17 protein-coding genes are annotated in these 20833 nt (G+C 61.3%); 13 read left to right on the forward strand and 4 right to left on the reverse strand.

What is annotated here, in order from left to right; all coding sequences use genetic code 11:
- Positions 1–4: 4 nt before the first annotated feature.
- The 13 genes from AX692_RS12900 (at position 5) to AX692_RS12955 (ending at position 12018) form a co-directional block, all read left to right on the forward strand.
- On the forward strand, positions 5–2062 hold the full coding sequence (locus AX692_RS12900; protein WP_073973091.1) for a conjugal transfer protein TraG: 2058 nt from the start codon (positions 5–7) through the stop codon (positions 2060–2062).
- Entirely contained in the window at positions 2059–2463 is a 405-nt protein-coding gene (locus AX692_RS12905) for a ribbon-helix-helix protein, CopG family (RefSeq protein ID WP_073973090.1), read from the forward strand. The genes AX692_RS12900 and AX692_RS12905 overlap by 4 nt, the downstream gene beginning before the upstream one ends.
- A 204-nt stretch (positions 2464–2667) precedes the next feature.
- Positions 2668–3603 carry a P-type conjugative transfer ATPase TrbB gene (gene trbB / locus AX692_RS12910; protein ID WP_419470480.1) on the forward strand — a complete coding sequence of 312 codons (936 nt, stop codon included), beginning with the start codon at positions 2668–2670 and terminating at the stop codon, positions 3601–3603.
- Positions 3600–3932: a TrbC/VirB2 family protein gene (locus tag AX692_RS12915; protein WP_073973088.1), complete on the forward strand. Its 333-nt coding sequence runs from the start codon at positions 3600–3602 to the stop codon at positions 3930–3932. The genes trbB and AX692_RS12915 overlap by 4 nt, the downstream gene beginning before the upstream one ends.
- Complete coding sequence (locus AX692_RS12920) at positions 3932–4201, forward strand: VirB3 family type IV secretion system protein (RefSeq protein WP_073973087.1); 270 nt, start codon at positions 3932–3934, stop codon at positions 4199–4201. The genes AX692_RS12915 and AX692_RS12920 overlap by 1 nt, the downstream gene beginning before the upstream one ends.
- Positions 4198–6654 carry a conjugal transfer protein TrbE gene (trbE, locus tag AX692_RS12925; RefSeq protein ID WP_073973086.1) on the forward strand — a complete coding sequence of 819 codons (2457 nt, stop codon included), beginning with the start codon at positions 4198–4200 and terminating at the stop codon, positions 6652–6654. The genes AX692_RS12920 and trbE overlap by 4 nt, the downstream gene beginning before the upstream one ends.
- Positions 6651–7370 (forward strand): P-type conjugative transfer protein TrbJ, encoded by a 720-nt coding sequence (gene trbJ, locus AX692_RS12930; protein WP_073973085.1) that lies wholly within the window; start codon positions 6651–6653, stop codon positions 7368–7370. Before trbE ends, trbJ begins: the two co-directional genes overlap by 4 nt.
- A 1-nt stretch (position 7371) precedes the next feature.
- The gene (gene trbK-alt, locus AX692_RS19105) at positions 7372–7626 is read left to right on the forward strand and encodes a putative entry exclusion protein TrbK-alt (RefSeq protein ID WP_081095310.1); all 255 of its coding nucleotides are present in this window, start codon (positions 7372–7374) and stop codon (positions 7624–7626) included.
- Positions 7623–8897: a P-type conjugative transfer protein TrbL gene (gene trbL / locus AX692_RS12935; protein WP_073973084.1), complete on the forward strand. Its 1275-nt coding sequence runs from the start codon at positions 7623–7625 to the stop codon at positions 8895–8897. Before trbK-alt ends, trbL begins: the two co-directional genes overlap by 4 nt.
- A 22-nt stretch (positions 8898–8919) precedes the next feature.
- Positions 8920–9603 (forward strand): conjugal transfer protein TrbF, encoded by a 684-nt coding sequence (gene trbF, locus AX692_RS12940; protein ID WP_073973083.1) that lies wholly within the window; start codon positions 8920–8922, stop codon positions 9601–9603.
- Positions 9600–10517, forward strand: a complete 918-nt coding sequence (gene trbG / locus AX692_RS12945; protein ID WP_073977075.1) for a P-type conjugative transfer protein TrbG — start codon at positions 9600–9602, stop codon at positions 10515–10517. Before trbF ends, trbG begins: the two co-directional genes overlap by 4 nt.
- Positions 10514–11794: a TrbI/VirB10 family protein gene (locus AX692_RS12950; RefSeq protein WP_073974516.1), complete on the forward strand. Its 1281-nt coding sequence runs from the start codon at positions 10514–10516 to the stop codon at positions 11792–11794. Before trbG ends, AX692_RS12950 begins: the two co-directional genes overlap by 4 nt.
- Positions 11791–12018, forward strand: a complete 228-nt coding sequence (locus tag AX692_RS12955; RefSeq protein ID WP_073974517.1) for a DUF2274 domain-containing protein — start codon at positions 11791–11793, stop codon at positions 12016–12018. Before AX692_RS12950 ends, AX692_RS12955 begins: the two co-directional genes overlap by 4 nt.
- Here AX692_RS12955 and AX692_RS12960 read toward each other — a convergent pair.
- The 4 genes from AX692_RS12960 to AX692_RS12975 form a co-directional block, all read right to left on the reverse strand.
- Positions 12006–12902 (reverse strand): LysR family transcriptional regulator, encoded by an 897-nt coding sequence (locus AX692_RS12960; RefSeq protein ID WP_073974518.1) that lies wholly within the window; start codon positions 12900–12902, stop codon positions 12006–12008. The two genes, AX692_RS12955 and AX692_RS12960, sit on opposite strands and share 13 nt — an antisense overlap.
- 204 nt (positions 12903–13106) lie before the next feature.
- On the reverse strand, positions 13107–16400 hold the full coding sequence (locus AX692_RS12965; protein ID WP_073974519.1) for a DUF499 domain-containing protein: 3294 nt from the start codon (positions 16398–16400) through the stop codon (positions 13107–13109).
- Between the two features lie 11 nt (positions 16401–16411).
- Positions 16412–19159: a DUF1156 domain-containing protein gene (locus AX692_RS12970; RefSeq protein ID WP_073974520.1), complete on the reverse strand. Its 2748-nt coding sequence runs from the start codon at positions 19157–19159 to the stop codon at positions 16412–16414.
- A gap of 15 nt (positions 19160–19174) precedes the next feature.
- Positions 19175–20821, reverse strand: coding sequence for a hypothetical protein (locus AX692_RS12975; protein WP_155644772.1), 1647 nt, complete (start codon positions 20819–20821; stop codon positions 19175–19177).
- Positions 20822–20833 lie beyond the last annotated feature (12 nt).

The following is a 20833-nucleotide window of genomic DNA, read 5'->3' on the forward strand; positions in this document are numbered from 1 at the left end:
ACCCATGAACGACAAGATCCTTTGGGGCCAGATACTGGCCGTCTTCACGATTATCCTTCTTGCGATCTGGAGCGCCACGCAATGGACTGCAGCGGCGCTTGGTTATCAACCCGAACTGGGACAACCCTGGTTCTGGCTCGGCGGCCACCCCGTTTACGCGCCTCCTGCCTTCTTCTGGTGGTGGTTCGCTTTCGATGCTTACGCGCCGTCGGTCTTCCTGCATGGCGCCTTCATTGCCGTGTCGGGTGGCTTCCTGTCCTTCATCGTCGCGATCGCGATGTCGGTCTGGCGCGCACGCGAACGTCGTAAAGCCGAAACCTATGGCTCGGCTCGCTGGGCCAATGAAGCCGAGATCCGCAAAGCCGACATGCTCGGCGATGCCGGCGTAATGCTCGGTCGGTTCGGGCGCTCCTACCTCCGGCATGATGGCCCAGAGCATGTGCTCTGCTTCGCGCCGACCCGTTCGGGCAAAGGTGTAGGCCTCGTCGTTCCGACCCTATTGACTTGGCCAGGCTCGGTAATCGTGCATGATATCAAAGGCGAGAACTGGCAGCTCACCGCCGGTTTCCGCGCCCAACATGGCCCGGTCCTGCTCTTCGATCCGACCAACCCCAATTCTGCAGGCTACAACCCCTTGCTCGAGGTCCGGCGCGGTGAATGGGAAGTGCGCGATGTCCAGAATGTCGCCGACGTCCTGGTCGATCCGGAGGGTAGCCTCGAGAAACGCAACCACTGGGAAAAAACCAGTCACGCGTTGCTGGTCGGCGCGATCCTTCATGTGCTCTATGCGGAGAAGGACAAGTCCCTCGCAGGCGTCGCCGCATTCCTGTCCGATCCTCGCCGCGGGATTGAGACAACACTTCACCGAATGAAGGTCACCCGGCACCTCGGTGAAAAGGGCGTCCATCCAGTCGTGGCAGCAGCGGCGCAGGAACTGCTCAACAAATCCGACAATGAGCGGTCCGGCGTCCTGTCGACCGCCATGTCGTTCTTGGGCCTCTATCGTGATCCGGTCGTGGCGAAGGTCACCAGTGCATCGCACTGGCGCATCGCGGACCTCATGGCCGGACAACATCCGACGTCGCTCTATCTCGTCATTCCTCCCGGCGACATCAGCCGGACCAAACCGCTGATCCGACTGATCCTCAACCAGATCGGACGGCGCCTGACCGAGGACCTCAATCCTGGTAACCGTCCCCAGCGACTGCTCCTCATGCTGGACGAGTTCCCGGCCTTGGGGCGGCTCGACTTCTTCGAGAGCGCACTGGCGTTCATGGCGGGCTACGGGATCAAGGCGTTCCTGATCGCCCAGTCGCTGAATCAGATCGAGAAGGCTTACGGCCAGAACAATGCGATCCTCGACAACTGCCATGTGCGGGTGAGTTTCGCGACCAATGACGAACGAACCGCGAAGCGGATTTCCGACGCTTTGGGAACCGCCACGGAAATGCGCGCGATGAAGAACTATGCCGGCCATCGGCTTTCGCCCTGGCTTGGGCATTTGATGGTCTCGCGCTCGGAGACGGCCCGTGCTCTGCTCACGCCCGGCGAGGTCATGCAACTTCCGCCCGACGACGAGATCGTCATGGCTGCGGGGATTGCTCCTATACGGGCGCGCAAGGCCCGGTATTTCCTCGATCCCCGATTCACAGCGCGGGTAATCGACCCGCCTCAGCCAAAGCCTGCCAAGGATGCGAAACCTGCTGAGGATGACTGGTCGGGCCTGAAGGTCGCCGAAGTCGAACTGCCGCCCAAGGTAAGTGACGCCGGTGCCGCGGTGAGGAGTGCCGCCTCGCCCGCAAAGTCCAAAGCGCACGCCAGCAAACGTAAGCCCAAGTCCACCGCCGAGAGTCAGGCCGAAAACAGTGGCATCCGTCAGGAACCCGGCCTGCCCGATCATGAAAATGTGGCACCAGAAACGGATCGACCGTTCAACCCTTTCGACCCCGATGCTGACGCTTCGCAGGACGAGACAGCGCAGAATCGGCAGGCCATCGACCGCGCCTTTAGGCGTAATGCACGCAATGCCTCGCTCGATCCCGATGATGGGATCGAACTATGAAGAAGCCCGATCGCCAGAAAATGACCTTCCGGATCGACGCCCATCTGGCCCGCCAGCTCTCAGAACGGGCGCGCACCCGGCGGGTGTCGCAGACTGAAGTGCTTGAGGCCGCACTCGCGTCAATGCTGACACCTGACAGCGATGAACGGATCGAGGCGGTGGTGACCAAGCGGCTTGACCGTCTTGCTCGCCAGCTTGAGCGTCTCGAATGGCATGTCGAATTGTCGAACGAGGCATTTGCGATCTTCGTGCGTTTCTGGCTCACGAGTAATACGCCGTTGCCCGATGAAGCCATGCGGGCAGCGCAGGCGACCGGTAAGCAGCGGTATCAGGCCTTCGTTGAGTCACTGGCGAAGCGGATGGATGCAGGGCCAAAGTTGAGGGATGAGATCGACAGCTAGCGAGGCCGTTGCTCGACTGCTTCTACGCTCATCCCTGTTTTTCTGCGCTCCACTACTACGACGCTAAATCGTTGTTGAACCTGCCTGTTTTCTGCGTCTCTTAATCGACCCTGATGAGCCGGACGATGTTGTCCCGCTCTTGCAGCGGGGTATCCGATGGGCGCTGAGCCAGTCCGAATTGAAGCACGTTCGCGCGGCGCACGCATGTTGCGCACGGCAATGGGAGCGTCGATCGCGACCTGGCTGGCCGACCCGCAGGTCACCGAAATCATGCTCAATCCTGACGGGCGGCTCTGGGTCGACCGCTTGGGGATCGGGCTGTCCGACAGCGGAGAGCAGCTGAGCGCTGCAGACGGCGAGCGCATCATTCGCCTTGTCGCCCACCATGTTGGCGCCGAGGTTCACGGGGACGCGCCCCGGGTGTCAGCGGAGCTGCCGGAAAGCGGGGAAAGGTTCGAAGGGCTGCTGCCACCGGTGGTGGCTGCTCCAACCTTCGCGATCCGCAAGCCTGCTGTCGCGGTGTTCCTGCTGGCGGACTATGTCAACGCGGGGATCATGTCCGGGCCGGAAGCCGACGTGCTTCAACGAGGTGTAGCGGAACGCCTCAACATCCTGGTTGCCGGAGGCACCGGCACTGGCAAGACCACGCTCACCAACGCCTTGCTAGCCGAGGTCGCCAAGACCACGGACCGGGTCGTCCTCATTGAAGACACGCGCGAACTGCAATGTCGCGCGCCCAATCTCGTGGCGATGCGGACGAAGGATGGCGTTGCCTCGCTCTCCGACCTGGTGCGTTCGAGCCTTAGATTGCGCCCTGATCGTATTCCGATCGGGGAAGTGCGCGGCGCGGAGGCGCTGGACCTCCTGAAGGCCTGGGGCACTGGGCATCCCGGTGGGATCGGGACGATCCATGCAGGGAGTGCGATAGGCGCTCTGCGGCGCATGGAGCAGCTCATCCAGGAGGCGGTCGTCACCGTCCCGCGCGCGCTCATCGCCGATACCATCAACCTTGTCGCCGTCCTGGTCCGCGACGGCACCGGACGACGCCTGGCTGAACTGGCGCGCGTCACGGGACTGGACCCGATGACCGGTGACTACCGCCTCATCCCCGTCACCCAAACTCAAGGAGACACCCTATGATCTGTTCCATCCGGCGCGGCGCTGATCGCGTCGCTCTTGGCGCAACCGGCGCGCTTGTCCTTCTCGCTACCGCGACGCCGGCCCATGCCGGCGGATCGTCGATGCCCTGGGAAGCTCCCTTGCAATCGATCCTTGAAAGCATCGAAGGGCCGGTCGCCAAGATTGTCGCGGTGATCATCATCATCGTCACCGGCCTCAGCCTGGCGTTCGGAGATACGTCCGGCGGTTTTCGCCGGCTGATCCAGATCGTTTTCGGCCTCTCGATCGCGTTTGCCGCATCGAGCTTCTTCCTCAGCTTCTTCAGCTTCGGCGGTGGGGCGCTGATCTGATGCCAGCGGCTGACGACATCCCGGGCTTCTACGCGCCGGTCCACCGGGCGCTGGCAGAGCCGATTCTGCTCGGCGGTGCCCCTCGTGCTCTGGCCATCGTCAATGGTACGCTGGCGGGTGCGATCGGGCTCGGCTTGCGGCTGTGGCTCGCGGGCCTCGCGATATGGGCAATCGGACACGCGCTCGCTGTCTGGGCGGCCCGGCGCGATCCGCAGTTTGTCGATGTCGCGCGCCGTCACCTCAAATATCCGACGTGGGTGCGGCCATGATGTCGCTCAGCGAATACCGCGCCAAATCCGCCAGTCTGGCCGACTTCCTCCCCTGGGTCGCACTAGTGGGGCCGGGCGTGGTGCTCAACAAGGATGGATCGTTTCAGCGCACGGCGCGCTTTCGCGGTCCGGACCTCGACAGCGCCACGCCCGCAGAACTGGTCGCCGTGACATCACGCCTCAATAATGCGCTGCGGCGACTGGGCTCGGGATGGGCCGTGTTCGTCGAAGCGCAGCGTGTCCCCGCAAAGGCTTACCCGCACAGCAATTTCCCCGATCCTGTTTCTGCCCTGGTCGACATGGAGCGTCGTGAGCAATTTCGCGAAGAGGGAGCGCACTTCGAGAGCGGCTACTACCTCACCCTGCTGTGGATGCCGCCGCCGGAGGATGCGGCCCGCGCCGAAAGCTGGCTCTACGAGGGCAAGGCAGCGACGGGTGTCGATCCTAACGAGCTGGTCAAATCCTTCGTCGATCGGACGGACCGCGTACTGCACCTTGTCGAGGGCTTCATGCCCGATGCCGGTTGGCTCGATGATCGCGCAACTCTGACCTATCTGCACAGCACGGTTTCAACCAAAATCCAGCATGTCCGCGTTCCCGAAACGCCCGTCTATCTCGACGCCTTGCTGGCCGACGAGCCGCTGACCGGCGGTCTCGAACCGAAGCTCGGGCATGCCCATCTGCGCACGCTCACTATTACCGGCTTCCCGACCGCAACTTTCCCCGGACTGCTCGACGAACTCAACCGGCAGGCATTTCCATACCGGTGGTCGACCCGTGCGATCATGCTCGACAAGACCGATGCAACCAAGCTGCTGGCAAAAATCCGCCGCCAATGGTTCGCCAAGCGCAAATCGGTCGCCGCCATTCTCAAAGAGGTGATGACCAACGAGCAATCGGTGCTCATGGATTCGGACGCTTCGAACAAGGCAGCCGACGCCGACATGGCGCTTCAGGAACTGGGCGCAGACCATGCCGGCATTGCCTACGTTACGGCAACGGTCACCGTCTGGGACCGCGATCCGGCGCTCGCCGTCGAAAAGCTTCGTCTGGTCGAGAAGGTCATCCAGGGCCGCGATTTCACCTGCACGATCGAAGGCATGAACGCGATCGAGGCGTGGCTGGGATCGCTTCCCGGCCATGTCTACGCGAATGTCCGCCAGCCCCCCATTTCCACCCTCAATCTCGCCCACCTGATCCCCCTGTCAGCGGTATGGGCGGGAGCGGAACGGGACGAGCATTTCGGTGACGCCCCCTTGCTTTACGGCAAGACCGAAGGCTCGACCCCGTTCCGCCTTTCCCTTCATGTTGGCGATGTTGGCCACAGTCTTATTGTCGGGCCGACAGGGGCCGGGAAATCGGTGCTGCTGGCGCTGATGGCGCTGCAATTCCGGCGCTACCCCGGCTCGCAAATCTTCGCCTTCGACTTCGGCGGTTCCATCCGGGCCGCAGCACTTGGAATGGGCGGCGATTGGCAGGACCTGGGCGGTGCCCTCAGCGCAGATGCGGATGACAACACGGCCGTCGCGCTTCAACCGCTCGCCTGCATCGACAATCCGGGTGAGCGCGCCTGGGCCGCGGAATGGCTGGCAGCGATGTTCGCGGGCGAAGGCGTGCATGTTGACCCGGCGGCCAAGGAGCACCTCTGGTCGGCGCTGACGTCTCTTGCGTCCGCCCCGCCGTCCGAACGTACCCTGACCGGACTAGCCGTGCTGGTGCAATCGCAGGAGCTGAAACAGGCGCTGTCGCCCTACCTCGTCGGAGGCCCTTGGGGCAGGCTGCTTGATGCCGAGCAGGAACGACTTGGTGAGGCCTCGGTCCAGGTGTTCGAAACCGAGGGGCTGATCGGCGCGTCGTCGGCTGCGGCCGTTCTCGCCTATCTGTTTCACCGGATCGAAGGTCGGCTCGACGGCTCGCCAACCATGATCATCATCGATGAGGGCTGGCTGGTACTCGATAGCCCAGCCTTTGCCGCACAACTGCGCGAATGGCTGAAGACGCTGCGCAAGAAGAATGCCAGCGTCATCTTCGCCACGCAAAGCCTTGCCGACATCGAGACCTCGGCCATCGCGCCGGCCATCATCGAGAGCTGCCCGACGCGGATATTTCTGCCTAACGAGCGGGCCGCCGAACCCCAGATTGCTAAGGTGTACGAGCGGTTTGGACTGAATGGCCGGCAGATCGAGATCCTGAGCCGGGCCACGCCGAAGCGCGATTATTATTGCCAGTCACGGCGCGGCAATCGCCTGTTCGAACTTGGCCTTGGCGAGGTCGCACTCGCCTTCAGCGCGGCATCCTCCAAATCCGACCAGCTCCGCATTGCCGAACTTGTCGCTGCCCATGGCCGCGACGGTTTTGCGGCGGCCTGGCTCCGGCATCGCAGCCTCGCATGGGCGGCCGAACTGCTTACTCCCCCGCCGCCCGCACTCAACGGAAAGGAAATCCTCCCATGAAAATTCCCGTCCTCCGCCGCACCCTCATGGCGACGGCAATCGCCACCTCGCTGGTGGCAGGCACCATGATCGCCGCGCCAGCGCGGGCCCAGTTCGGCGGGATTGTCTATGATCCCAGCAACTACGCGCAAAACGTGCTGACCGCCGCCCGGACGCTGCAGCAGATCAACAACCAGATCCAGCAGATCCAGAATCAGGCGACCAGCTTGATCAACGAAGCACGCAATCTAGCCAGCTTGCCGGTTTCGACGATCCAGACGCTTCAGCAACAGGTCGATCAGACCCGCCAGTTGCTGAACCAGGCGCAGCGGATCGCCTACGATGTGACCGACGTCCAGCAGGTGTTCAACGGTCGCTACAAGGGCGCGGCCCTGTCAGCGGGACAGGCTCAGATGGTCGCCAATGCCGATGCCCGTTGGCAGGACAGCGTCGGCGCCTTCGAAGATGCCATGAAGGTTCAGGCCGGGATCGTTGGCAATCTCGGCGCGACCCGCAGCACCATCACGACGCTTGTTGGTGCTAGCCAGTCGGCAACAGGCGCTCTTCAGGCAGCACAGGCGGGAAATCAGCTGCTCGCGTTGCAGACCCAGCAGCTTGCCGATCTGACAGCGGCCATCGCGGCACAGGGCCGCGCACAAGCACTGGAAGCTGCCCGCAGTGCAGCGACTGAGGCTGAAGGACGCGAGCGCTTCCGCCGCTTCCGGACCCGCAACTGACATGAGCCGGTCGGTCAAGTTGGCGGCGGCCGCAGCGCTTGGCGGGCTCCTCATGGCGATCGCGATTGCTTCGGCAACGCGGTCGCCAGTGGTGCCAACGACGACCGTCCTTGTTGCTGACGAGGCAACGGCTCCCGACCCTCATGCCGCCGAACTCAGGCGCTGCCGGACAATCACCATGCCGGAATCTGGGTGCGACGCCGTCTGGGATGTCGAACGCCAGCGATTTTTCCATGGAAGGGATGATCACCGATGAATGACACCGGCGTGATCGACCAGTTCCTGGCGGTCTTCCTCCAATATATCGACAGTGGCTTTGGCCTGCTGGGCGGCGAGGTCGGATTTCTGTCATCGACCCTGATCGTGATCGACGTAACCCTGGCGGCCTTGTTCTGGGCATGGGGCACGGATGAGGATGTCCTGCAGCGTCTGATCAAGAAGACACTCTATATCGGCACTTTCGCATTCATCATCGGCAACTTCTCGAACCTCGCCGGGATCATGCTCCAGAGCTTTGCCGGTCTCGGTCTCCAGGCCAGTGGCAGCGGCATGGCCATCGGCGATTTCATGCGCCCGGGCGTTGTCGCCGCCACCGGGCTTGATGCTGGACAACCCCTGATCGACGCGACCGCAGACCTCGTCGGACCGGTGGGGCTGTTCACCAACTTCGTGCAGATTCTGATCCTGCTGATCGCCTGGGTGATCGTGGTGATTGCCTTCTTCGTATTGGCAATCCAGGTCTTCGTGACAATCATCGAGTTCAAGCTGGTCACGCTTGCAGGCTTCGTCCTGCTACCGTTTGCCTTCTTTGGACGCACCGCCTTCATGGCAGAGCGCGTCCTTGGGCATATCATTTCCTCGGGGATCAAGGTCCTCGTGCTGGCCGTCATCACCGGTATTGGCACCACTCTGTTCGCTCAGTTTATCAACGCCGGGCTTGGCGCCGAACCTGACATCCAGCAGGTCATGGCCATCGCGCTTGCCGCGCTGACCTTGCTTGGCCTCGGCATTTTTGGTCCCAGTATCGCCAACGGCATCGTCGCCGGAGGCCCCCAGCTCGGCGCAGGCGCGGCGGCGGGAACGGCGATTGCTGCCGGCGCGACATTGGCCGGTGGTGTCGCTGGCGCCAAGCTTGCTGCGGGTGCCACCGGATCGGCCATGGCAGGAGCTGCCACCGGAAGCGCTCGCGCTGCTGGTGGTGCCTCGCGCGCCTATGCAGCCGGCGCCGCCGGAAAAACCGGCGGGGGCGCGGCGGCTTCGGGTCTTGCCAACGTCGCGAAATCGGCCGCCGACGCTGCAACCTCGCCGCTCAAACGCGCCGCCGATAGCCTCAAGGCCAACTATGCCTCGGCGAACGCTGCCGCACCCAAGGACGAAACTGCGACGCCTGACAGTCCACCTGCCTGGGCGACAGCAATGCGGCGTCGGCAGACCATGAGCCAAGGCGCCTCCATTGCCACGCACACGCTGAAGGGCGGCGACAGCCATGGCAGCGGCTCAGGCCCCGACATCACCGACAAGAGCTGAAACCATCCACGAGGACATCACCATGTTTCGACGCCCGACTATCCGATACGGGACCAGTCCCGAACCCGCCACGCCATACCAACGCGCCGCCCAGGTGTGGGATGACCGCATCGGTTCGGCCCGGGTTCAGGCGAAAAACTGGCGTCTTGCCTTCTTTGGCTGCCTCGCGCTCTCAGGGGGCCTTGCTGGCGGACTGGTCTGGCAATCGGCACGCGGAACGATCACCCCCTGGGTGGTCGAGGTCGACAAGTTGGGGCAGGCGCAGGCTATCGCGCCAGCCGACGCGGACTATCACCCGACCGATCCGCAGATGGCCTTTCACCTTGCCCGCTTCATCGAGCAGGTTCGGGCCATTCCTTCCGATCCTATCGTCCTGCGGCAGGATTGGCTCCGGGCCTATGACTTCACCACCGACCGCGGCGCGCAGGCTCTGAATGACTATGCGCGCAACAACGATCCCTTCGCGCAGGTGGGAAAGGTCCAGGTTGCCGTCGACGTCTCCAGTGTCATCCGCGCCTCGAACGACAGCTTCCGCGTGGCCTGGACCGAGCGTCGCTATCAGGATGGCGCTTTGATCGAGACCTCACGCTGGTCCGCGATCCTGACCACGGTCGTGCAGCCGCCGCACAATGCTGACGCTCTGCGCAAGAACCCGCTCGGCCTGTTCATCAACGCCATCAACTGGTCAAAGGAGCTTAGCCAATGATTCCCCGTTCGCGCCTGTTGCGCCTTTCTGTATTGCTGACGAGCGCGACCCTCGCCAGCTTTCCCAACGCTTCGACGGCCCGCGAAATGCGAGTGCAGCATTCACACGGCGAAATCGCAAGTGGCCCCGCAGCCGAAGCTGTTGACCCGCGCACGCGTATCGTGCGGGCAAACGCTGCGGCGCGCGTACAGCCGGATCGGAGCAGCTATTTCAATGCGATCCAGCAATATCCCTACGCCGAAGGGGCTCTCTTCCAGATCTACACCTCGCCAGGGCACGTGACGAGCATCATGCTGCAGGAGGGCGAGGAGCTGGTCGGGCCGGGACCGGTCGCCTCGGGCGACACGGTGCGCTGGATCATTGGCGACACGCTGAGTGGAAGCGGCCCTACGCGCCGCGTCCACATTCTCGTGAAGCCGACACGGGCGGATATCAGCACCAATCTCGTCATCAATACGAACCGGCGCACCTATCATCTGGAGCTGAGCGCCACGACGGCCACCTATATGGCGGCCGTATCGTGGACCTATCCGCAAGACGCATTGATCGCTTTGCGGAGCGCGGCCGCAGAAGCCGAGCGCACCGAACCGGTCGCTGCCGGGATCGATTTCTCGGCCTTGAACTTTGATTACCGCTTGTCCGGTGATCGGCCGCCCTGGCGGCCCGTGCGCGTGTTCGATGACGGCCGCCAGGTCTTTGTCGAATTTTCCGCCAGCATCGCCACCAACGATATGCCTCCTGTTTTCGTGATCGGCTCCGACCATTCCGCCGAACTCGTCAATTACCGGGTTCAAGGCCGCTACATGGTTATCGACAGGCTGTTCGACACGGCGGAGCTTCGCCTGGGCGCCGGCACCGGTGCCCGACGTGTCCGAATTGCCCGTGAAGGCGCGCGCCGCAGGGGGCGCGTATGAGCGGGCCGCAATCGTTCGATCCATCGTCGCTCGACGAGATCCCTGAGGAAAATCCTGATCGAGCGGCAGGGGAGGCACCCGCCGCAGCGGCCAGCAGCGACGGCTTTCGTCTGGGCGGCGAGCCACCACGCGTGATGCGCCTGTCGCGCAAAGCGCTCGCTGCGATCGGCCTAGTAGCGAGCCTCGGCATTGGTGGATCGCTGATCTACGCTCTTCAGCCAAAGACGCACGCACCGCCGGAAAACCTCTATGACACCAACAGCCGCAATCGCGCGGATCAGGTGACGGGTGCGCCTGCCAATTACGGCGACGTGCCGAAATTGGGGCCACCACTCCCTGGAGATTTGGGCCGCCCCATCGTCGCAGCCCAGCAGAATGGCCAGAATGTTCCCATCCCGCCGGTCGGACCAGTTCCCAATAGCGCGCCGCGGCCCGATCCGAGGCTTGCTGCCGAACAGCAGGCCCGCGACCGCGCGGCGCAGGAACGCGACAGTGCCAGAACCAGCCAGCTGTTTCTGGCAGGGGGCACCCGGGGGAACGAAAATCGCACGGAAGTCACGGCTGGAGCATTACCCTCTGTTGCCAATCCCGCCGGGGAGGTGGCTCAGGCCGCTCCTGCCACGTCGTCGACCAGTCGCCGTGCCTTCCTCGAGCGAAGGGGGGATCGTGGGACAGAGAGCCCCGAGCGCATTGTGCGGCTTGGGTCTCCCAATGTCGTACAGGCTGGAAGCATCATTCCCGCTGCGCTGATCACGGGAATTCGCTCAGATCTCCCTGGCCAGATCACGGCGCAGGTCACGCAGAATGTCTATGACAGCCCTACCGGACGCATCCTGCTGATTCCGCAAGGGTCGCGTCTGATCGGCGAGTACGACAGCGACGTTGCATCCGGGCAGAACCGCGTACTCCTGGCCTGGGACCGGCTCATCCTCCCGGGTGGCCACTCAATCCTGCTCGACCGGCTTCCTGGTGCTGATGTAGCCGGTATGGCCGGCCTTCAGGATCGCACCAACTTCCACTGGGGCAACATGCTGAAGGCTGCCCTGATCTCGACGCTGCTGGGTGCCGGCACGGAACTGGTCGCCAGTGACGAGAGCGATATTGTCCGGGCCCTGCGCTACGGTACGCAGGATACCGTCAGCCAGACGGGGCGGCAGGTCGTGCAGCGGCAGCTCAATGTTCCGCCCACCCTTACCATGCGACCGGGGTTCGCTCTCCGGATCATTGTCACGCGCGACCTGATCCTTGAGCCTTTCCAGTCAGGAGAAGCGCGATGACCCGGCTCAAGCTGACCGATCTTGCTGACGAAAAGCCTGTGCGTCTGACAGTCGAACTCCCAGCGCGGCTGCATCGGGATCTTGCCGCTTACGCCCTTGCGGTGAACGGAGGCGATCCGAAGGGCGCGCCCACGGTCGAACGTCTTGTCCCGCCCATGCTGGAGCGGTTCATTGCCACCGACCGGGGCTTCGCCAAATGCCGTAGGACTTCTCAGGCGGGGTAACGCTCGTTGATGAGCGTGAAGAAGCGTTGCAGCGCTGGATTTTCATTGTCCTCGCGCCAGTAGACCGAAAATTCCAGGCGGGCCGTTCCGCCCTGATCATGGATTTCCCGGAAATTAAGCCCGGGCCATGTCACCCCCTGCGACGCTTCGGTCGCGATCGTGATGAAACGTCCGACCGACACGATGCTGAGGACGCTTTCAAGGCTGGTATCCTGGACAATGATATTGGGGCGGTAGCCTTGCTCGGTCAGACGTGCGGCCAAGAGGTTAGCCACGATCGGGCCGATCCCGCTGCCGGGAACGACGAAAACCTCACGGCGCAGGTCAGTCCAGTAAATCCGCTCATTCTCGAGCAGTCTGTGTCCGTCGAGCAGCGTGACCAGGAGCCGATCAGACCAGACCCGGCGCGAGACTACGCCGCTCTCTTCCATGCCTGTCGGCGCCACCGCAACATCGATAGTTCGCGACTGCAGCCGATGCAGGAGCGTCTCCGGGCCAGCCTCGACGCCGTCGAACTGGACATCAGGAAACCGGGTCAGATAGTCCGAAAAGGTCTGCTTGAGATTTCCCGCCATCAACGATGAGCTGTACCCAACTGCCAGGCGGCCCTGTTCGCCGTAGCTGACGGCCCTTGCCGTCGTCTGGAGGTTGTCGATATCCGTGATGATGCGGCGCGCAGATTCGATGAAAACTCGGCCCATTTCGGTCGGTTCTGCACCGCGCGTTGACCGGGTGAACAGCTTGATTCCAAGTTTGTCCTCCAGTTGTGTGACCCGCTGGCTCAGTGTCGCCTGTCGCATATTGAGGGCTGACGCCGCACGCGATAGGCTGCTCATGTCTGCCGTGAGAACGGCGTAGCGCAGTTGCCTCACCTCGATCGTCACGCAGTTGCATCCCCCAATCGCCAATTTGGTCTATTGAGGCTCTATCAGAGTATGCCCGCAACTAAAAAATGATCTCCAAGTCATGCCTGGTGATAGAAATGCGACGTAAATAGACCAATTTACATGTAGAATCTTCGCAGCTCACCTATCGGCCCATTTTGGACCAATAGGTGAATAACCTTATCAAGGTGCGAGAGCGAAGTCCTACTCTACGGATTTTTCTGAAAATCCGAGAGTGTTAGCATTCTCAACCAGGGTGCGGACCTTGGCGCGGTCGAGGCCTCCGGGGACTTCCGCGTCAATTTCCAGCCTGAGAGTTACCTTGCTGCCGGGGAGTGTCGTCAACTGTTCGACGATCGCCTCGACAATCTGATGCATATCGCGCGCCGGACGTTCAGGCGAGATCATGACAGTACCGCTGAAGCGGGTCGGGTTTCGCTCGACAGGTGGCGTCGGGCTGGTTTCGGGCGGCAGCCCTCCCGGACCCGGAGGCGTCTCAGAAGTAGGCGCGCCCGGTGAAGGATCAGAAGGTTGCGAAGGGGCCGGTCGATGCGACTCTGCAACCTCTGGCCTGATGATCACGCTATCGCCATCAATGACGATCATCGCATTGCTTGCGTGGTCAATCGCAAGGCCCAGATACTTGCCCGACGCTTCGTCCCAACGCTCTGCATAGGCAAACGGCCCAGGCAGCATGCCACTCACAGCAGACTGGACAGACTTGACCAGCACATCCTGATTTTTGAGGCGTGGCAGGTAGATGTAGCGATTGAGGTACTCGCGCAGATCTCTCAAAGAGAGGTGCGGCTTGTCGTTCCAGATGTATTTCTGAAGGTCTCGATCAAGGCGCGTTGGGCCAAGTTCGGTCAGCAAACCCTCTTCGCCAGTCAGCTTCTTGCTGGCACGGGCGAGCAATCCGTCCTGTGCCGGAATTTTGCCGGAAGACCATTCGAGGTCGGCTTGGGCGCTGGCCTGGGCCGGGTAGTGCAAATAGCACCAAGCTTCCTTCAGCCGGGTCTTCACCGTTTCGTTGGCCTCAGAAAGCTTCGCCTTGGCCAGCGCGCTGTCGCTTTGAGTGAGGTTCAGGCGATCAGTGTCGCGGACAATCTCGTTCCAGGCGAGTGCAGCGCGCACGGCATCCTTCAGGTTGTCGAGCTGCTTCGCGTCGGCGGCGATGAACACGAGCATATTGCGATACACACGCGGCGTACTGCCGCGCTGCATCAGGATTTCCTTGGCTTCGACCAACGCTTCGGACCCTTCCCGGCCGTTATGCGGATGCGCTACGCCCAGCACCACTGCTCTGACACCGCCGGCTTCGTCCGGCACCTCGGCCGACCCTGCTGGCGCGACCTGTACGGCGTCGAAATGCCCGCGGTCTGTCAGGCCGGCGACATATTTGGTTAGCTCGGCGTCGATTGTGACATCGACCAGCGCCGCCTCGATCTGCGCGGCCCGGTCAGTCGCGATACGGTTCAGGCTTGCCGCCATCGAATACCAGTACCGACCGAGGTCTGAATGCATGAACTTGGCTTGGTTGGTCAGTCGGCGCAGCGCGTCACCGAAAATTGCCGGGCGCTCGCCAGGCTGGACTACGCCAAGGTTGATCTGCTTGTCGTCCAGGCCAGTGTTCTGCTGCTGGTGAGTCGGCGCTGTGCCCATGAAGATGGCCCGCGCGACGCGGCGGGTGGCCGAGTAGCGGTTCAGGTTCGGCGCCGACTGGTCGATCTTGTAGGGTGTCGAGGCCGCGCCATCGACATCACCGGCGATAATCGACTGCCAACTGACATCGAGATAGTGCAGTAGTTCCGGTTCAACGCGCGGCGAATTGATCGCGACGCTGCCCGGCATAATCATGACCGACGGATCGCCGCTCATCCACAATTCGTGGATGGCCTGAGCCATCAATCGAAGCACGCCGCGCGTGCGCTGGAATTTTTCGAGCGATCCCCAGCAGGTGTAGAGCTGGTCGAACAGTTCGGGATGGATCGGGTAAGCCTTCTCCAGCTTGCGCCGATAGTCCTCGTCGGCGCAGCCCTGCGGGAATTCATTGGCGTTCTCGCGATAGAGCTTCGCAAACTGCTTCAGCGTGTTATCGCGATGGTGGAAGCGGTCGCCCGGGATTTCCTTGAACAGGCGACGGCGGACGATCTCGTAGCTCTCCTCCTGGCTGGCAGGTCGCCACGAGGACTCAACGCGGCTGAACGTCTGTTTGAGGCGCGCCAGGGCCTCCTGGCCACCTTCACCGCCCACCTCGATCTGCGATGCCGGCAACGAAGCGACCAACAGCGTGCCTGGGCTGGCCTTCACCGCTTCGGTGAGGGCCTGCACGAACGACAGATTAGAGTCGAACGAGCCCGAAGGCAGGCCATCAACCTTATAGATCTGGCGGAGGTAGGCGACCCATTCGTCGATCAGGATGAGGCACGGGGCGCACTTGTTGAAGATCGCTTCGAGAAGGTTTGATCCAGGCGCGATGCCGGTTGCGTCATTCTCCGCGATCATATCGAAGGCATCGGCGCCGCCGAGCTGCCATGCCAAATCGCCCCACGTGGTGCGGATCTTCCGGCCACCATCGGCATTGAGCACGTCCTGCGGCCCGCGCGATGTGCCGACGAGCACCGCCCTGTTGATTCCATTGGGCACTGTCAGGCCGTTGGTTTCCAACAACTGATCGAGGCCTGACAAATCCTGCGCCGGCGTCGGACCTGCCATGTGGTAGAGCGCCAGCATCGAGTGCGTCTTGCCGCCACCAAAGTTGGTTTGAAGTTCGACCACGGGGTCGCCGCCACTTCCCGACAGGCGCTTTGCAGCGCCAATAAGAAGCGTACTGAGGCCTTCGGTCAGATAGGTGCGGCTGAAGAACTGCTTCGGATCGCGATATTCGGCTGGTGCGCTCCCTGAATGCACCTTGGCGAGGTCCGCTGCGAACTCCGCTTGCTGGAATTCGCCGGTCGCGACGTCCTGATGCGGTTCGACGACTTCGCGCCAGGGTTTGAGGCCAGCGACCGTTTCGACCGAAATCTCCAGCCGCTGGGTCTTCCGGCGTTCCTCATTGCGCTGAAGTTCTGTGAACTTGGTGCGCAGGATCGTGTCCCGCATCCGGCTTAGCTGCTCGGCAGCATCCCCGGCGCTGATCGCTTCCATCAGGCGGCGCATGGAATCGAGGGCACGCTCGGCATCATCGTAGGTGAAGGTCTCGTTGTGCGAGAGCTTGTTCCGCACGTCGAGCAGTTCCGACACGTAGGACCGCTCAGGATGGCCCAGCACAGTGGCGAAGGCGTCCTTCCAGAAGGCCATCATGGTCTTGAGCAGTCCCTGCTGGTCCCAACCCACGTCGCCTGTCGAATTGGGGCGCAGTCCTTGGACGCGCTGAACCACTTCCAGCTGCCAGTGGCCCTTGATCGAGCTTTCCAGACGCTTTTCCACGAAGGGAATCAGCGCAGACGGCAGGAGTTCCATGCCTTCGAACACATACTGGCGGGTGCTTTTTGCCATGATAATTCCCTTTAGACGTCGAAGCGCATTTGGCCGTCGCGGCGCGTGTCGTGGACAGCGGCTGCCTGCCGCGTGAGTTCGGTCCAATCGGCAATAAGCCCGTTATAGGCCGTCGCTTCCTTGGCATCCTTCCGCTTGTTGGCGCAGATGTCGTAGAGGCAGTAGGCCAGATCCTTTACCGCCTCGGCTTGGGCATTGAGCTTTTTGAGAAGCACTGCAGTGTCGTGCGAAATGCCGCCCTTCTCGTGCAGGCGAACCAGGTGCTGGAGGCACTCCCACACCGTCAGGTGGCGGTCCTCCTCCGGATCCCAGTCCTCGTCGAGTTCATCGCGGCCGAGGATACGGACTTTACCGGCAGCGCTTTCGATGATCCCGGCGTGTTTGACGCTTTCAACCGAGATGCCGCGAGCGCGGGCGAGATTGTCGGCAACACCGTAGTCGCCCTTGCCGATCCCATTCTGCTCAAACCAGGTGATTGCGAACCGGGTGTCTGCGTCAAACTCACCTTGGATGCCACCCAGATATTCGTCCAACTCCCGGTTTATGAGTTGAAGAGCTGTCTTCACCGCCATCGGGCTGTCATCTGATTCAAGGACGGCCCCATAACGCGAAAAAACGCCCATGCCGGGGCCGATCGCTGATTGGGGCATGTCGGCTGGAGCTATGTTGGCAACCTGCAGTTCAGCAATTGCCGAAGGCAGCTCGCGCTTGAGGGCACGAATAAACTCGGCCCTTGTGATGACTTCAGCCGTGACATCTTTTGTTCGGCAGACGAGAACCACTGAGGTCGCAAGCGCATTAGTTCCCACGCTGATCGTGCGCCCGGCCCTTTCGGTGCGGACCGGCCAAGTCCCAACAACGGCTAGACCAGAAGAAATTACAGCATCAAGGAAGGTTGCCCAGCCAGTTGATGTCAATCCCTCATCAGAAACCTCACTTTGCTTGAATGCGTAGTAAATTGTTGCAGGGATATTTCTATCAATCTGAGAAACTATGTTGGCAAAAGCCTCCGACATGCCGCTCAAGAAATAATCTTCGGCAGCACGACGGTTTTTATGTCGATGTGGCATAGCCACCAATTCATCGGATTTCGGGACCGTGATCGTCGAAAAAATCTCTGGGTAAATGGTGCCAACCGACTGCTTCAACCAAACGTAGAAATAGTCAGACAGGTCAGCATATCCGATATTGTCATAATATGGCGGATCAGTCGAAAGGCAGCTTGCAGATGGCAAGACGGCATAGCGAGCATCAGCTTGCTTCACGCTGCCAGTGCCATTTGCGGGGAGCTCCGACAAAGATTTGACGACCCAATCGACGGCGCCGCTGAAATTTCCCGTAGACGAGCTAAATACATTGCATTCAGCAAAATCCCAAGTCATCGCAATTGCCTGACGGGCGAATGTAAACCGTATGAATCCACTTGTGGCCCAAGTTGCGATAGTGCTCCAAGCGTCCGCACATCTGTCAATCGCGCAGGCTAGATACACACGAATTGCATTAACGTACTCATCTATAGAGATTCCGTTTATGGACGAGCTTCCTGCCACGTCGCTGAGAATTTTTTCCCTGAGACCTTTGGCAACATCGACAAATGTTGTCAGAGCAGTTGCTTGGCGACCTGTAAATGCGTCGCCCCACGTTGTCATGCCGTACATCGGCAATCGGTCAACCTCATGGGAAGGTGTCGTAACCAGTTCTTCTGGCAGCCATTTCGGCTTTGCAAGGAACGCCGTTTCTTCCATCTCGGTTGTTGCCGAAATGAAGACGCGTCCTCGGGTGCCTTCAACGACGACCGCCATTAGCCGCTGACCAAGGTGGCCCTTTCGCGCCATTTCTCTGATATAGTTCAGCGGCATCGCGCTGTTCGACACCAAGCATCGACCACCCTGCCTGCTGACCGTCCCCGCGAGCTTGGCTGCTTCGGGTAATCGGCCTGTTCGCACTTGAAAGGTGTACTGCTTGCCGGTCACAATTGGTTCGACCCAAGCGCTGTCGCTCAGCTGAAATGATCGAACCAATGGAACTTCGACACCAGCAAACGCAGGGTCTGGGCTTGGAACGGTCCGCGACCAGATCCAAGCCACTACGGTCCCTTTACCGCCGCCTATCTCCTTCGGCAGATCGACCTGAGGATATAGATGCCCAATTTCACCCCAAGCTTTCTCCCGCATCCAATCGCCGTAGTACTTCACATCTTCGGCTAGGCCTTCGGCGTTGCGATAGAACTGCCGGTCCTTCGCGCCAGGATGGATGGGTTCCTTGTCCTTGAACTTGGGCGGGATCTCAACCATCGCCTTGCCGATCATCACCGCTACGGGGTTCAGGTCCGACCCGTAAGCGGGCAGTCCTAACCGCTGTGCTTCGAGTGGAATCGAGCCACCGCCTGAAAATGGGTCATAGACCGGCGGGAGTTCGCCACCGCAGCTCTTGCGGATTTCGGCACGTGCCTCTTCCAGGACCTCTTCGTTGGTGGAATTTTCCCACTTCACCAGCTTCTCGATGATCGCGAACAGCCGCTTGCGCTCGGCCTCCTGATCCTCGTGGGTGGGAAACTTGTCGGGATGGCTCGACGGATCATCCACCAGCTGCGCGAACAGGACTGCACGGCATGCAGCGAGCGGTCGGCGTGCCCACCACAGGTGCAGCGTGGACGGATGGCCATGGCGGATCGACTTCTCGCGCGCGGACGCCTCATTAATCGCCTCCAGCGGAATGGCGACCTCGATGAGCTTCTTCTTATAGGTAGTCTCGGACATCGGATTCTTTCTTACTTAAGTCGCGCGAGTATCGAGGTGCGAGGGTAGCCAGCCAACCAGGACATGCTGATCGTCGTCCACCCATGTGAAATACAATCGGAAACAGAAGCGCTCCTCTCGACTGTTTCCCTTCTTGAGGTGGCGGTCGAGCAGGAGACGGCTTTTCCCCCAGCGAACGAGATAGGTGTCACCGTGCTCGCCCCATCCTGCCCCAGCGAAGGATGGCTGTTCGTCGATCCCCAGGCGCCCACATTCCGCATCGTATGCAGCTTTGGCAGCATCCCCGCCGCCACGGCGCATCGGAACGTAAAAGTCCCGCAGCAATAGCAACGAATTATAGATCAACTGGACATCTTCGAATTGTGACTTCTTGATCCCTTGGAACGCCCGGCTGTGCAGCTCGACCGAACCTGAAAGGTGTTCTCGGCACCAGTCCTCAAAGCCATCAAGGCTATTTGGAAGTTCGGTTTGAGGCGGCGCGGTCTGGGCCAGACGGCTTTCGAGCAACGAGATTCTATGCCGCAAGAACGCGTTGCTTTGCCGCTGCTGTTCAGCCTGCTGTTCGGCTTCCTCGCGCTCTTGGTCGGCAAGCGCGATGTAGCTGTCCTGCTCTTCCTTGATCTGCTCAAGCGATGAGGTCAGATCACGAATTTCCTGCTCTGCAAGCGCGAGCAGGTCACGATCAGACTCGCCTTCAATGCGCGCTGATTGCCGACGAAGCTCGCCCGCCACCCGTTTCACTTCGAGGAATGGCGGGAGCTGCCGCTGGCTATCCCGACCACTTACGGTCCGGTTCAGCGTCTGGTTGACGAGAAACGACCGATAAGCTTGCGGGCCGCCAGCCCAGTTCGCGATCCTGCCGGGAAGGCCGAGAGGGTGTGCCGCAGCCTCGTCGAGCGAAGGGTCAAAACCAGGTCGATAGGTGCGAACTGCCTGCCGGTATACGGACAATGCCTTGCCGACCTGATCCGTTAGTCGATAGCTCGCCGCTTGAGACACGATCGCCACATGTGCGGCGCCTGCAAGGCGGCGCGCTACATCACGAGCCGGAATGATGGTCTCCGACCAGTCGTTTGAATCCTCCGGCAACGAAAATACGATGACATCGCTTCGGCGCCCACGATTCCAGAGCAGCTTGCAGAGCTCGTCTGCATCATCCTCTGATTCAACGAGCATCGGTTCTGCGGAAATGTTGATGCCATCAAGCCAGGCATGGCCCGACTCTACGACCTCACGGACGAAGTTTGGCACAGATGCGTCAAACTCCTCATATTGGCCGCGCGACACACATTGGAGACGGGTGCCAAAAAGAACCCGACCGTCCGCCTGGGGCGCCAATGCAATTTCAGTCGTCCAGGTCCGCTGGGGCACACTTTTATCTGCGTCGTCGATGCGCGCAGCCCAATAGCGCGGAGCTTCTATCGAGATGGCTTCAGTCCGCTGCGAGCCTATGTCATCGATTACGAACGACTTTCCGTCGTGAGCTTGGCTTGGGAGCGGACGCCCTGAGCGCCGCTCCATCCAGCCAAGTACCGATTGCATTAATCCGTTAAAGGCCGAGCCACTCCCTTCGCCGTCGATCAGCAATGCACACTGACTGACCGGCTGAATTGCCGGACGTCGCGATCGATTGGCGCTCAAGCGAAGCAGCGATTCACCCATGATCATCTCCCT

Source organism: Erythrobacter donghaensis, assembly GCF_001557325.1.
In the GTDB taxonomy this organism is placed as follows: Bacteria; Pseudomonadota; Alphaproteobacteria; order Sphingomonadales; family Sphingomonadaceae; genus Erythrobacter; species Erythrobacter donghaensis_B.